Raw genomic sequence first — 13,891 nt, forward strand, 5'->3', positions numbered from 1 at the left:
CGGGGTATTTGCCCTCAACCCAGGCACCAAGGGCCTGGAGGAGCCAGCCTGGCGGGGCTGAGCCCCGCGACGCGCACCACACCCTTTGCACGCCCGAAACCAGATAATAAAAACCACGGAGTTTCATCATGACGTTCAAACGCAAGCTGCTTCTTGCCGTACTCCCCTTCGCCTGCAGCGTGGCCATGCCCGTTTCGGCGCTGGACATCAAGTTCGCGGAAATTCACCCCGCCGGCTACCCCACGGTGGTGGCCGAGCAGAACATGGGCAAGAAACTGGAACAGGCCAGCAATGGCGACATCACCTTCAAGATGTTTGCCGGCGGTGTGCTGGGCTCGGAGAAGGAAGTGATCGAACAGGCGCAGATCGGCGCCGTGCAGATGACCCGCGTCAGCCTGGGGATCGTCGGCCCGGTGGTGCCGGATGTGAACGTGTTCAACATGCCGTTCGTGTTCCGCGACCACGACCACATGCGCAAGGTCATCGATGGCGAGATCGGCCAGGAAATCCTCGACAAGATCACCAACTCCGACTTCAACCTGGTGGCCCTGGCCTGGATGGATGGCGGCTCGCGCAGCCTCTACACGAAAAAGCCGGTGCGCAGCCTGGAAGACCTGAAGGGCATGAAGATTCGCGTGCAGGGCAACCCGCTGTTCATCGACATGATGAACGCCATGGGCGGCAACGGCATCGCCATGGACACCGGGGAGATCTTCAGCGCGCTGCAGACCGGCGTAATCGACGGCGCCGAAAACAACCCACCGACCCTGCTCGAACATAACCACTACCAGAGTGCCAAGTACTTCACCCTGACCAACCACCTGATCCTGCCCGAGCCGGTGGTGATGTCCAAGACCACTTGGAACAAGCTCACCCCCGAACAGCAAGCGCTGGTGAAAAAGGTAGCGCGTGAGGCGCAGATGGAAGAGCGGGTGCTGTGGGATGCGAAAACGGCCAGCAGCGAAGAGAAGCTCAAGGCCGCCGGTGTCGAGTTCATCACCGTCGACAAGAAGCCCTTCTACGACGCGACCGCACCGGTGCGGGAAAAATACGGCGCGCAATACGCCGACCTGATGAAACGTATCGACGCGGTGCAGTAAGCGCGACCTTTCCTACCGACCTCGGCAGGGCCGCGTCAGCCGCCCTGCCGCTTTGGTGATGCCCATGAAAAACCTCTTTCTGCGTGCCAACGACACGTTGTACCGCGCCTGTATCTGGGTCGCCGGCCTGTCGATCCTGAGCATGTCGCTGATCATCCCGTGGGGCATCTTCGCCCGCTATGTACTCGGCACCGGGGCCAGCTGGCCAGAGCCGGTGGCCATCTTGCTGATGGTGGTGTTCACCTTCGTTGGCGCCGCCGCCAGCTACCGCGCCGGGGCGCACATGGCGGTGGCGATGATCACCGACCGCCTGCCGCCGCTGCAGCGCCGGCTGGTGGCCCTGCTGGTGCAGGTACTGATGGTCCTGGTGTGCCTGTTCATGACCGGGTACGGCACCCAGCTGTGCATCACCACCTGGAACCAGTTTCTGGCCTCCCTGCCCAGTGTGCGCGTGGGCATGACCTATGCGCCGATCCCGATCGGTGGCGTGCTGACCTTGGTGTTTGTGCTGGAAAAACTTCTGCTGGGCGACCAGAGCCACCGCAAGGTGGTGCGCTTCGACCAACTGGAAGAAAACGAAGGAGCGGCGTAAATGGATGCGTTCATTCTGTTGGGCAGTTTTATCGCGCTCATCCTGCTGGGCATGCCCGTGGCCTATGCCTTGGGCCTTTCGGCGCTGATCGGCGCCTGGTGGATAGACATACCGCTGCAGGCGATGATGATCCAGGTGGCCAGCGGGGTTAACAAATTCTCGCTGCTGGCCATTCCGTTCTTCGTGCTGGCCGGGGCCATCATGGCCGAAGGCGGCATGTCACGGCGGCTGGTGGCTTTTGCCGGGGTGCTGGTGGGTTTCGTGCGCGGCGGCCTTTCGCTGGTCAACATCATGGCCTCGACGTTCTTTGGTGCAATTTCAGGCTCGTCGGTGGCAGACACCGCCTCGGTGGGCTCGGTGCTGATCCCGGAGATGGAGCGCAAAGGCTACCCGCGCGAGTTCTCTACCGCCGTGACGGTGAGCGGCTCGGTACAGGCGCTGCTGACCCCGCCCAGCCACAACTCGGTGTTGTACTCGCTGGCGGCGGGCGGCACGGTCTCGATCGCCTCGCTGTTCATGGCCGGGGTGATGCCAGGGTTGCTGCTGAGCGCGGTGATGATGGGCCTGTGCCTGCTGTTCGCCAAGAAGCGCAACTACCCCAAGGGTGAGGTCATCCCGCTGCGCCAGGCGCTGAAGATTGCCGGTGAGGCACTGTGGGGCCTGATGGCCATGGTGATCATCCTGGGCGGTATCCTGTCGGGCGTGTTCACTGCGACCGAGTCGGCAGCCGTGGCGGTCGTCTGGTCATTCTTCGTGACCATGTTCATCTACCGTGACTACAAGTGGCGCGACCTGCCCAAGCTGATGCACCGCACGGTGCGCACCATCTCGATCGTGATGATATTGATCGGCTTCGCGGCCAGCTTTGGCTACGTGATGACGCTGATGCAGATCCCGTCGAAGATCACCACGGCGTTCCTCACCCTGTCGGACAACCGCTATGTGATCCTGATGTGCATCAACTTCATGTTGCTGCTGCTGGGCACGGTGATGGACATGGCGCCGCTGATCCTGATCCTTACGCCGATCCTGTTGCCGGTGATCACCGGCATCGGCGTGGACCCGGTGCATTTCGGCATGATCATGCTGGTGAACCTGGGGATCGGCCTGATCACGCCGCCGGTGGGCGCCGTGTTGTTCGTCGGCTCGGCGGTGGGCAAGGTGAGTATCGAATCGACGGTCAAGGCGCTGCTGCCGTTCTACCTGGCACTGTTCCTGGTGCTGATGGCGGTGACCTACATTCCGGCCATTTCGCTGTGGCTGCCTAGCGTGGTGCTGTAACCGCACCTCAGCCTGTAGGAGCGGCCTTGTGTCGCGATGGGCCGCAAAGCGGCCCCAGGTTTTCGGCGTTGTTGCGAATATTGCTGGGGCCGCCTTGCGGCCCATCGCGACACAAGGCCGCTCCTACAACGACTGCGATAGGGCTGGAAAATCTACCTGCAAACGGATCCTGCACATGGCTGTCCCCTCCTCTGCTCCCCCGCTGTTCCCGCGCCAGCTGGCCATCGCCCTGCTGGCTCTGCTTGCCTGCTCATTCGCCGGTAACCATATCGCCGCACGCATCGCCTTCGATGACGGCACCGGTGTGCTGCTGGCCATACTCTGCCGTTCCGGCATTACCTTCCTGGTGCTGGCCGGCGTGCTGCTGTGGCAACGTCAGGCGCTGGCGCTGCCCGCTGGCACCCGCCGCTGGCAACTGCTGCTTGGCCTGCTGATCGCCACCCAGAGCCTGTGCCTGTATTCGGCGGTGGCGCGCATCCCGGTGGCCCTGGCCTTGCTGGTGGGCAATACCTTCCCGATGCTGCTGGCGCTGCTGACCTGGGCGCTGGGCGGTGCGCGCCCCACTGGCCGCACCGTGCTGTTCATGGGCTTGATCCTGTGCGGCCTGGTGCTGGCGCTGGATGTGCCGGCACGCCTGGCCGACAGCAGTGCGGGCAACCCGCACTGGGCGCTGGGGGTCAGCCTGGCCTTCGGCGCCGCTTGTGCCTTTGCTTGCGCGTTGTGGATCACCGACCACAAGCTGGCTAGCGTGCGGGGCCCGGTGCGCAGCCTGCTGACCCTGCTGATCGTGTTCTCCAGCATGCTGCTCGCGGGCGCCAGCGGGGTGATGCCGGCCGGTTTGTCGCTGCCGGGCAGCAGCAGTGGCTGGGTGGCGCTGGCCAGCCTGGTACTGCTGTATGGGCTGGCGTTCAGCTTGCTGTTCGTCTGCGTACCCAGGTTGAACATGGCGCAAAACGCCCCGGTGATGAACGTCGAACCCATCGCCACTTTACTGCTGGGTTGGGCCCTGCTCGACCAGCAACTGGGCCCGCTGCAATTGCTCGGCGGCGCTGTGGTGGTATGCGGCATCGTGCTGCTCACTTACCGGCGGGCCAACTGATCGCTCTGCTCCAGAGGAACATTGCATGGCTGTGACCACACTGCACCTGCAGGACCGCCTGACCCGCCTGAGCCTGGCGCCGGAACTGGGTGCCAGCCTGGTCAACTGGCAGGTCAAGGCAACCGGGCAGGCGCTGCTGCGCCATACCGACGCGGCTGCCTTGGCCAGCGCCGCGCCCAGGCGGCTGGCTTGCTACCCACTGGCGCCTTGGTCCAATCGGGTTGCCGAGGCTGGTTATGCCCGGCCGCAGGGCTGGCAGGCATTGGCGCAGAATACCGAGCACGACCCGTATCCCATTCATGGCAGCGCCTGGCAGCAGGCCTGGCACGTGGCGCACCACAGCGAACGGCGCGCACGGCTGACGCTGGACAGTGCCGTACCCTTCGCCTACCAGGCCACGCTGGATATACACCTGCATGAAGGCTGCCTGACCCTGGACCTGCATGTGACGCACCGGGATGATTCGGCCAACTGGTATGGGTTGGGCCTGCACCCTTACCTTCCGCGCTACCCCGATACCAAGCTGTCTGCGCCCGCGCGCAAGGTGTGGCTGGCCGAGGCTGGGCGCTTGCCGTCGTATCAGGCCACGGTGCCCGAGCCGTGGCGGTTCGAAGCACTGGGCCACCTGCCCGAGACGCTGGTCGACCACGCCTTCAGTGGCTGGCCGGGGCACTGTGTGATCGAACAGCCAGGGGCAGGCTACCGGCTGGCCTGTCGCGCCAGCGGGGCGGAGCACTTCTTGCTGTTCTGCCCGCCGGGGCAAGGCTTCTTCTGCTTCGAGCCGGTCAGCCACCCGGTCAACGCCCATCACCTGCCCGGCCGGCCCGGGCTGAGGCTGTTGCAACAGAGTGACACGATGAGCCTGGGGTTCAGCATGCAGTACCAAGCGTTGTAACGCGTTGTGGGCGCTACGTGCTCACTCCAGCTGCTGGTCCCGCAGCGCCTGCGCCAGCATGTCGATGAAGGTTCTGACCTTGGCCGACCCGTACTTGCTCTCGCGGTGCAGTATGTGAATCGGCCAGGGTGCTTCCTCATACTCGGCCAGAATCACCTGCAACTGCCCGCTCGCCAGTTCATCAGCCACCTGGTATGACAATAAACGGGCAATCCCCAGGCCACCGCAGGCCGCAGCGATAGCCCCATCATTGCTGGTCACCGTCAGCCGCGGTTTCATGCGCACCAAAGTCGGCTCATCGGTCACGCCAAAGCGCCAGCCGGCTCGGGGGGACAGGTTGGTGGTACCGATCACCGCATGCCCGGCCAGGTCCGAGGGGTGCCTGGGCACACCGTGGCGCGCCAGGTAACCGGGCGCAGCGCACAACATGCGCCGGACCTGACCGACCCGCAGGGCCTTCAACCCGGAGTCGGGCAACGGGCCGATGCGCACGGCCACATCCATGCCTTCCTCGACCAGGTTCACCACGCGGTCGAGAAAGTAGGCGGCCACATCGACTTGCGGATACTGCTGCAGGTAGCGAACGATGCTGGGCATGACGAACTTCTTGCCGAACAGGATCGGTGCAGTCACCGCCAGGTCGCCCTTGGGGGTGGCATTGATGCCGGCCGCCGCTTCGTTGGCCTCGTGAATGCTGGCCAGGATATGCCGTGTGTCCTCCAGGTAGCGGCCGCCTGCCTCGGTCAGGCGCACGCTGCGGGTGGTGCGCAGTAGCAGCTTGACCCCCAGCTGCTCCTCCAGGGCGCTGACGGCACGGGTGACGGCGGCCGGGGAGATGGCCAGGCGGCGGGCAGCAGCGGCGAAGCTTTCCAGCTCACCTACGGCGACGAATACCTTCATCAGGTGGATCTGGTCCATGCGAGCTCCTGGGGGCATGAGGTGCCGGGATTATTGTTCATCTGGGTATTTTCTGCTGCCCGCGAAGAGGCGGGGCTGGTGTATCAGATGTCCAGCACCAGGGCCTGTACCCCCTCCTGCACCTGCGCCGGCACGGCACAACAGATCAACACCGACCCCGCCTCCGGTAGCTCTGCCGGTGGATTCGGGTAATGCACCTGGCCACTCACCAGTCTGGTCTGGCAGGTACCACACGAGCCACCCCGGCAACTGAACTCCGGCGCCAGCCCGCGCGCCTCGGCCAGTTCCAGCAAGGTACCGCTGCCGGGTGCCCAGCGCGCCTCCTTGGCCGACGCCGCAAAGTACACCGGTACTGGCTCGCTGGCAGCGGGTGGCTGCTGCAAGGCGGGCTGGTCGGCGTGCGTGTGCCGGCGCAACGTCGACGGCCCGAACGCTTCTGCGTGAATCCGCGCATCCGGCACATGCACGCCGCGCAACCCTTCATACAAGTCCTGGGTAAAACTGCCCGGTCCGCACAGGTAGAACTCGTAGTCGTCCAGTGCCAGCGTCGCCTTGACCTGCCCGATGCCCAGGCGCCCGGCAAACTCGTAATCCCGCCCAAGCAGCGCATGGCTTTCCGGCTGGCTCAGGGCGCGATGAATGTGCAGCAAGCCCTCGGCCCGTTGCCGCAGACTCGCCAGCTCCTGCCTGAACGGCAGGTCGGCCAGGCTACGCGCCCCCTGGAACACGTGGATGGCCCGAGCCTGCCCATGGCTCAATTGCTCACGCAGCATGGCCAGCAACGGCGTAATGCCTACGCCAGCGCCAATCAGCACCAAAGGCCGCGTGCTCTGCACGTCGAGCGTGAAACTGCCCATGGGTGGGCGAACGTCAAGCACATCGCCTGGCGCGATGCGCGCATGCAAGTGGCGGGAAACCGGGCCCTGGGCTTTGACGCTGATGCGCCAATAGCCGTCGGAAGGTGCGCTGGACAAGCTGTAGGTGCGGATAAGCGGCGCCTCACCGTCGCGCTTGACCTGCACCGGAACATGTTGCCCGGGTGCAAACACCACAGCACTATCGCTGGGCGGCTGGAGGTAGAACGAACGGATATCGCGGCTCTCCTGCTCTACCCGCAGCACCCGCCAGGCTTGCCATTGGCGCTGCTGCTGACGTTGCTGCAAACGCGCATCGGCCTCGGGCCAGGTGCCGGTCATCAGGCTGGTGGGGGCGTACTCCTTGAAGGCCCAGCGCAGGGAAACCGCAGCCGGCCGCCACACCACCTGGTCGACCTCCAGCGTCCACAGCCGCTCTGCACCTTCGAACGCCTGGATGGCCGGGCTTTCCAGCAGCACCTCGGCACGCCCGCACACCTGCAGCACGTTGCCGTTGCTGAAGTCGATGAACAACAAACCTGCCCTCGGGTTGACCAACAAGTTGCCCAAGGTGTTGAAGTGCAGGTTACCGGCGTAGTCGGGAATGGTCAGCGTATTGCCTTGGACCCTGACGAATCCTGGCCGACCGCCACGGTGGGACACATCCACCGAACGCTGGCCGTTGTCATGCTCGACATAGCTGGCGACGAAGAAGGTGTCGGCAGACTGGATCATACTGACGGTCGTGGCATCCAAGGATGTCGCATCGATGCGCCCCTGAGCCGGTTCGGCGACGCGCGTGTAATCACGCAACTGGATGTATTGCGGGCAGTTGCCGAACGACTGCTCTACCGTCACCTGCAATTGCCCTGCAACCGCCTTGCGAATCTGCCCGTTGAGGCGGTTGCGCCGGCGGGTGTGCAGTTCGATGCCCAGCAGGCCGATTGCCTGCCCGGCGACCAACCCCGGGGTCGCCGGGTCATCGGCCGCTAGCCTGGTATCAATGGTCAACTGGCGTGGGTCGGGCGAACTGACGAAACCCTCCGGCCCTTCCAGCAGCGTCGCCCAGGGCCGCCCCTGAGCGTCTACGCTGGCCGCCACCATGAACGGCAACTGATGGTAGAACGTGCGGTGCTGGTCGGGCATGTAGTCACGAATGACCTTTTGCCCGAACGCCTCCATGCGCTCTGCTACTCCGACCTTTTCCTGCAGGGTTTTCTCGCCCGCATGCCAAGGCGAGGGGCGGTGATCGGGGGACTGTTGCATGGTGGCGTTCCTCGCAGGGGATCAGACGCTGGTCTGCAGCCCGATGACGGTGCGGGGCATCGGTACGAAGCCCGGCAATGCCTCGATCCGCGCCAGCCAGCTACGTACGTTGGCATACGGCTCCAGCGACACGTTGCCCTCCGGTGCATGGGCGATGTACGAATAGTTGGCGATGTCGGCGATGGTCGGCGTGTCGCCTGCCAGGAACGGCGACTTGGCCAGTTCGGCATCAATCACCTTGAGCAGGGTGTGCGCCCGGGTAATCACTTCGTCAGTGTTGAACGAAGCGCCGAACACGGTCACCAGGCGTGCAGCGGCCGGGCCAAAGGCCAGCGGGCCTGCAGCGACCGACAGCCAGCGTTGTACACGGGCGGCAGCGGCTGGCGCCTCGGGCAGCCAGGTGCCGTTGTCATATTTTTTGGCGAGGTAAACGAGGATAGCGTTGGAGTCTGCGATCACCGTGCCGTTGTCATCGATGACCGGTACCTGGCCGAACGGGTTGAGGGCCAGGAAGTCCGGCTGCTTGTGCGCACCTTTGGCCAGGTCCACGAACACCAGCTCGGTAGGCAGGTTGAGCAGCGAAAGCATCAGCTCGATGCGGTGGGCGTGGCCGGACTTGGGGAAGTTGTAGAGCTTGATCGGGTTCGACATGGGCTTGGCTCCTGGTCAGCACCGGATTGGGCTGATGGAGCACATGCTGCACTGATTCGGCTGGCAGCAGAATCAGTGCGCGGGGGAAACCATAATTTCGCCAGATGGAATAGTAAACCGCCCCATGACAAAAAATAGTCTGCGTTTTTCGGGTGCTTGCCGACGGATCCGCAGTGCGGCCCCAGCAAGTACCGCAGCAACCGAGCCCGTGTGCCTCAGTGCGGCTTGTTGAAGTAGCGGAACAAACCACGCGCGGCTTCGATCACCTTCGGCACACAGGCCTGGATCTCCGCTTCGCTCATCTGGTCCAGCAGCTCGAAGTTATCCTCCAGCCCATGCAAAGAGATGGCTTTGAGTAACTGGTCCTGCTCTGGCGGCAAAGCTTCCCAGTTGGCGACCTGGGTAGCGCGCATGTAGCCGAAGCACCATTCTTCCATCACGACCACGGTGCCCTGCTCGTCTTCTGTTTCCTCGAACAGCGGCTCGAACTGATCGATGTGGTCGCCCAACTGTCCGGCGACTTGGTCGGCATACCGCAGCATCAATGCAACGTAGGCTTCTTCATGGGCCGGTTTCTTGAACTTGGGCACCTTGCCACCCGCCACTGCCGGCAGCCAGTGCTCGGGGGTGACCGTGGTCGGCGAGCTAGCCAGCGCGGTGAAAAAGCCATTGAGCTCGGCCAGGTTGAGTACCGAGTAGTCGTTGCCGTAGGTGATCAGCAGGTCTTCGAGGCGGTGCAGTTCTTTTTCGCTGAGTGGCGGGAGCATCGGGCAGGGAATCCTTGCTAGCAAAAGTGTGTGCACCCTAGCACAGCATTGCTTGAAGGGTTGCCCGTGCAAGGCACTGCACGGGCAAATTTTCAGGTGGGCAGCCAACCCGGCAACTCATGCTGCCGGTCGGCGCCAATCAGCAGCCACAGCAAGATGCGGCACTTGCGCGGGCAGAGGTGCCCGGCCATGTGCACACCTTTTTTCTGCAAGTCGATCTCGGAGCCGGAAAAACCGTATGTTGCGCGGGCTGTAGCCCCCTCACCTGTACGAGTGGCGACAATGACTGGCAGGGTTGGCGTCATGTGCTCCAGAACATCAGACCAACTGCCGGAAACATGGCCGGCGCCGAACCCGGCGATGACCAGCCCGTCGTAGCGCAATGCGGGCAGAGCCTGCAGCAATACCGTGTCGGCGTCCAGGCACGCCTCCAGCAGGATGACGCGCTGGTCGGTACGCCCCGGTAGCGGGAGTACCTCCCGCCTGTCTGGGGGATGGCGGTAGGTTGCAACACCTTCTACAACTTCCCCCACAGGACCGAAACCAGGCGAGTCGAATGCCGCTATCGCCAGGCTGGCTGTCTTGCGAACCTTTGTCGCACGATGGATCTGATCATTCATCACCACCAGCACACCACGCCCACCGCTGCCTCGTGCCAATGCAACCTGGGCCGCAGCCAGAAGGTTGGCCGGGCCATCGTTGCCCGGCTGGCTGGGCGAGCGCATTGCACCGGTCATCACCAAAGGCGCATCGAATGGCCAGAGCAGGTCAAGGAAAAAGGCCGTTTCCTCAAGGCTGTCGGTGCCTTGGGTCAGTATCACGGCCCGGGCACCGCCCTCGACTTCGCAGCGAGCCCAGGCCAGTACTTCCAGCAACGCGTTGAAGCTGAGCGATGCACTGGGGACCAGGCTCAATGACGTTACAGTCAACTGCGCCATTTCGCGCAACTGCGGTACCTGAAGCAGTTGCTGCTCACAGTCCAGGGTGGGCGTTACGCCACACCCACCCGCTGTAGCCTGCATGCTGACCGTCCCGCCCAAACTGGCGATCGACAGCTTGGGCAGGTCCGAATGCTCAATCATCCTTCTCCCCCCACCAGTAACCCGATCAGCGGTACGATTCCCAACGTGCTGATGGCCATCGACACCACGTTGCCGATGTAGCCATGCACATAACCCGGCAACCGCTGCGTGATCGCCACTGCCAGCGGCGGAGCCACCAGGGCCCCCAGCACTGCACTGGCCACAATGACTTGCCAACTACCGCCATGCGTCAGCACGGCGGCCGGCACGATCGAGACAATCGGAATGTAAGTCGGATACCACCCCCGGGCTTGCCACTGGCCGCGCCAGAATACGACCCCGACGAAGGATGCCAAGGCCTGTCCGGCCACAATGTGCAACGCCAACATTGAACCGTATGCAGGTGCTGCCGGGGCCAATAGGTAAGCCAGTAACAAGCCCAGCAGTAGACCCAGACTGGCCAGCTCATTGCCAAAGAAGGGGGCTTCACTGAAATCGGCCAGTACACGCCGCAAGGTCCAGATCACACCGTAGGATGGCTGGCTGGCCACAGGTTTCACAACGTCGGGTTCGTGGCTTTGACGGACCCATGACGGGTAGCGCTTGCACAGCAGGAAAGCGGCGGCACTTGCCACGGCCATTCCACCCACGTTGCCGATAACCACAGGCAACTGCAGGGGGTAGCACAGGTAGTTGACCAGCAGCAGACTCGCCGGGGTTACCAGTATTGCCCCCAGCAATGCGCCTGCTATCGCCACCCGCCAGCCCGCCCCATACAACAGCACCATCGCTGCCGGCAACGATACGAAGGCCACGAACGTAGGTTGCCAGGTACCACTGGCCAAGGTCCATCCCCACAAGGCATGGCTAAGTAAAAGGCCCATCAGCGAGCTGGTGAACACCCATGGCCACCGTCCGCTTCCATAGCAGATGGCAAATCCCTGCCAGCGGTACCCGCGAAGATGGGCCCAATGTGCCAGGCTGGCGCCTAGCAGCAAGCCCAGCGCAGGCAGCTCATGCTTGTAGAATGCGACCTCGCTGATATCGCCCACTATCCAGCGCAAACGACTAAGCGGTTGGTCCAGTGTCGCCGCCAGTTGCCCGTAGTCTGGCCACAGGCCTGACGCAAGGCTGGCTGCCAGCAGCATTGCCAGGCAGGTGAAGATCAGCACGGGGGCGTGCTGCCGATTGGGCAGCAGTAATGGCTTCATGTGCGGATCCTCAGCGTGGCATAGGCGCATGCAGGCGGTAGCCAAGCGCAGCATCGTAGAGGTCGGTACGGCGATCACGCTGCAGGTCGTTGAGGCTGTTCCAGATCGGCGCTGAACGCGCGCTGCTGAGGTCGACATCGGCGTAGACAATGCTTTCCTCCTCCGCACTGGCCACAGCACCAATGGGCCAACCGTTGGTTCCGGCAATCAACGAACAACCGAGAAAGCGCCCTCCTCGCTCACTGCCGATACGGTTTGCGGCGGCGATGTAGACATTGTTCACATGCGCGGCTGTCATGGTCAGGTACGACGCCATGCAACGCCCTGTTTCATCAAACAGCGGAGGCGGTGTCCACATCCAATTGTTCAAGCTGCATATGATGTCTGCCCCTTGCGCTGCCATGAGCCTTGGCACTTCAGGGAACCAGATGTCCCAGCAGATCAGCAGGCCAATACGGCCGATTGGCGTCTCGAATACAGGGAAGCCGAGGTCGCCAGGGGTGAACCAGAGTTTTTCCTGGTTCCACAGGTGGGCCTTGCGATAGTGGCCAAGCAGGCCGTCGGGGCCAAACAATACGGCGCTGTCGTAGAGCTTCAGGCCCTCACGCTCGGCGAATCCTGCTGCCAGGTACACCTGATATTCCCTGGCGAAATCAGCCCAGGCTTTCAGGCTGCGGCCCGCCTGCAACGTTTCGGCATGGGCATAGGCCTCGGCACGGGAGTGAAAGGTGTACCCGGTGTTGGCCAGCTCGGGCAGCACGATCAGATTGGCACCTTCACGCACCGCACGCCGGGCCAGTGCCAGGCCTCTGCTCAGGTTGCCATCGCAGTACTCTAGCCCGACTTGTGGGTCGTACTGGATGACTGCGATGCGGACAGGGCTGACGGGGGGGCAATGTTCGGACATGGCGACTTCCTTTTTGTGGTTGTTTTGGAAGGTCGCCAGTAGAGCGGGGTTGGGTTTTGGAGGGACAGTCGGGCGATTCTCAAGCAGTTGAAGGATCTTGGAGAGAATTGAGTGGGAAACGCCCTAGGATAAAGAGCGGGAAGGAGTGATTGCCCACAGCCAGCTGACGCAGGAGCATAAGCTCCCAGCGCCTGCTGGCCCTATGAAGGGCTTGTGGATCTGTTTACACCGCCAGCGCGCGCTCACGCAGCTCGCTGTTGAGGATGCGGTCGTTTTCGCTGTAGTCGACCGGGCAGTCGATCACGTGCACGCCTGGGGTCTTGATGCAGTGCTCCAGCAGCGGCAGCAGGCCGTCGGCGCTTTCCACGCGGTGGCCATTGGCGCCGTAGGCTTCGGCATACTTGACGAAGTCCGGGTTGCCGTAGTCCAGGCCGAAATCGGTGAAGCCCATGTTGGCCTGCTTCCAGCGGATCATGCCGTAGCCATCGTCACGCAGGATCACCACGGTGATGTGCATGCCCAGACGCACGGCGGTTTCCAGTTCCTGGCTGTTCATCATGAAGCCGCCGTCACCGCACACCGAAATCACCGGGCGATCCGGGTAGACCAGGTGTGCAGCCATGGCCGATGGCAAGCCGGCGCCCATGGTCGCCAGGGCGTTGTCCAGCAGCACGGTGTTCGGCTTGTGCGCCTTGTAGTTACGGGCGAACCAGATCTTGTAGATGCCGTTGTCCAGGGCCACGATGCCTTCGGACGGCAGCACGCGACGAATGTCGGCCACCAGGCGCTGTGGGTAGACCGGGAAGCGGTCGTCGTCGGCGCCTTCGGCGATCTGGGCTTCGTTGGCTTCACGAATCGCCATGAGGCGGGTGAAGTCCCAGTGCGAAGTGTCGCCCAGGCCTTCAGCGATCTGCCACACGGCGTTGGCGATGTCACCGATCACTTAAACCTGCGGGAAGTACACGGCATCGACTTCGGCGGAACGGAAGTTGATATGGATGACTTCGGTGCCGCCACGCACCATGAAGAACGGCGGCTTCTCGATCACATCGTGGCCGATGTTGACGATCAGGTCCGCCGCTTCGATCGCACGGTGCACGAAATCGCCGGACGACAGCGCAGCGTTACCCAGGAAGCGTGGGTGGCGCTCATCGACCACACCTTTACCCAGCTGGGTAGTGATGAACGGGATGCCGGTCTTGTCGATCAGTTGCTTGAGGACCTTGGCGGTCATCTTGCGGTTGGCACCGGCGCCGATAACCAAAATCGGACTGCGGGCTTTGTGTAGCTTTTCAATCGCTGCTTCGATGGCCACGTGCTCGGCCAAT

The 13,891-nt window shown here is 63.1% G+C and carries 12 protein-coding genes and 1 pseudogene; 5 read left to right on the plus strand and 8 right to left on the minus strand.

The genetic code is table 11. The annotated features are described in order from the left end of the window. Positions 1 to 128 precede the first annotated feature (128 nt). From APH30_RS21455 to APH30_RS21475, 5 genes are all read left to right on the plus strand, one after another. Positions 129 to 1,100 carry a TRAP transporter substrate-binding protein gene (locus APH30_RS21455; protein WP_009682577.1) on the plus strand — a complete coding sequence of 324 codons (972 nt, stop codon included), beginning with the start codon at positions 129 to 131 and terminating at the stop codon, positions 1,098 to 1,100. 64 nt (positions 1,101 to 1,164) lie between these two features. Next, a complete protein-coding gene (locus APH30_RS21460; RefSeq protein WP_009682578.1) occupies positions 1,165 to 1,692 on the plus strand; it encodes a TRAP transporter small permease in 528 nt (175 codons plus the stop codon). Then, positions 1,693 to 2,973: a TRAP transporter large permease gene (locus APH30_RS21465; protein WP_009682579.1), complete on the plus strand. Its 1,281-nt coding sequence runs from the start codon at positions 1,693 to 1,695 to the stop codon at positions 2,971 to 2,973. It abuts the gene before it with no gap. A 175-nt stretch (positions 2,974 to 3,148) separates the two neighbouring features. Beyond that, positions 3,149 to 4,072, plus strand: a complete 924-nt coding sequence (locus APH30_RS21470; RefSeq protein ID WP_054913709.1) for an EamA family transporter — start codon at positions 3,149 to 3,151, stop codon at positions 4,070 to 4,072. Between the two features lie 25 nt (positions 4,073 to 4,097). Next, on the plus strand, positions 4,098 to 4,967 hold the full coding sequence (locus APH30_RS21475; RefSeq protein WP_054913710.1) for an aldose 1-epimerase: 870 nt from the start codon (positions 4,098 to 4,100) through the stop codon (positions 4,965 to 4,967). A 21-nt stretch (positions 4,968 to 4,988) separates the two neighbouring features. On the opposite strand, the gene APH30_RS21480 is transcribed toward APH30_RS21475, so the two are convergent. From APH30_RS21480 to APH30_RS21515, 8 genes and pseudogenes are all read right to left on the minus strand, one after another. Then, positions 4,989 to 5,885: a LysR family transcriptional regulator gene (locus tag APH30_RS21480; RefSeq protein ID WP_054913711.1), complete on the minus strand. Its 897-nt coding sequence runs from the start codon at positions 5,883 to 5,885 to the stop codon at positions 4,989 to 4,991. Between the two features lie 83 nt (positions 5,886 to 5,968). After that, entirely contained in the window at positions 5,969 to 8,005 is a 2,037-nt protein-coding gene (locus APH30_RS21485) for a pyridoxamine 5'-phosphate oxidase family protein (RefSeq protein WP_054913712.1), read from the minus strand. 21 nt (positions 8,006 to 8,026) lie between these two features. After that, positions 8,027 to 8,656, minus strand: a complete 630-nt coding sequence (locus tag APH30_RS21490; protein WP_054913713.1) for a glutathione S-transferase family protein — start codon at positions 8,654 to 8,656, stop codon at positions 8,027 to 8,029. A gap of 215 nt (positions 8,657 to 8,871) precedes the next feature. After that, on the minus strand, positions 8,872 to 9,423 hold the full coding sequence (locus tag APH30_RS21495; RefSeq protein WP_054905987.1) for a UPF0149 family protein: 552 nt from the start codon (positions 9,421 to 9,423) through the stop codon (positions 8,872 to 8,874). Between the two features lie 92 nt (positions 9,424 to 9,515). Next, positions 9,516 to 10,505 carry an asparaginase gene (locus APH30_RS21500; protein WP_054913714.1) on the minus strand — a complete coding sequence of 330 codons (990 nt, stop codon included), beginning with the start codon at positions 10,503 to 10,505 and terminating at the stop codon, positions 9,516 to 9,518. Further along, positions 10,502 to 11,656, minus strand: a complete 1,155-nt coding sequence (locus tag APH30_RS21505; RefSeq protein ID WP_054913715.1) for a hypothetical protein — start codon at positions 11,654 to 11,656, stop codon at positions 10,502 to 10,504. Before APH30_RS21505 ends, APH30_RS21500 begins: the two co-directional genes overlap by 4 nt. 10 nt (positions 11,657 to 11,666) lie before the next feature. After that, positions 11,667 to 12,563, minus strand: a complete 897-nt coding sequence (locus APH30_RS21510) for a nitrilase family protein (protein WP_054913716.1) — start codon at positions 12,561 to 12,563, stop codon at positions 11,667 to 11,669. Between the two features lie 223 nt (positions 12,564 to 12,786). Further along, a pseudogene (locus APH30_RS21515) lies at positions 12,787 to 13,891 on the minus strand (acetolactate synthase large subunit); the annotation flags it as partial.

The organism is Pseudomonas sp. NBRC 111127 (assembly GCF_001320345.1).
GTDB lineage: Bacteria > Pseudomonadota > Gammaproteobacteria > Pseudomonadales > Pseudomonadaceae > Aquipseudomonas > Aquipseudomonas juntendi.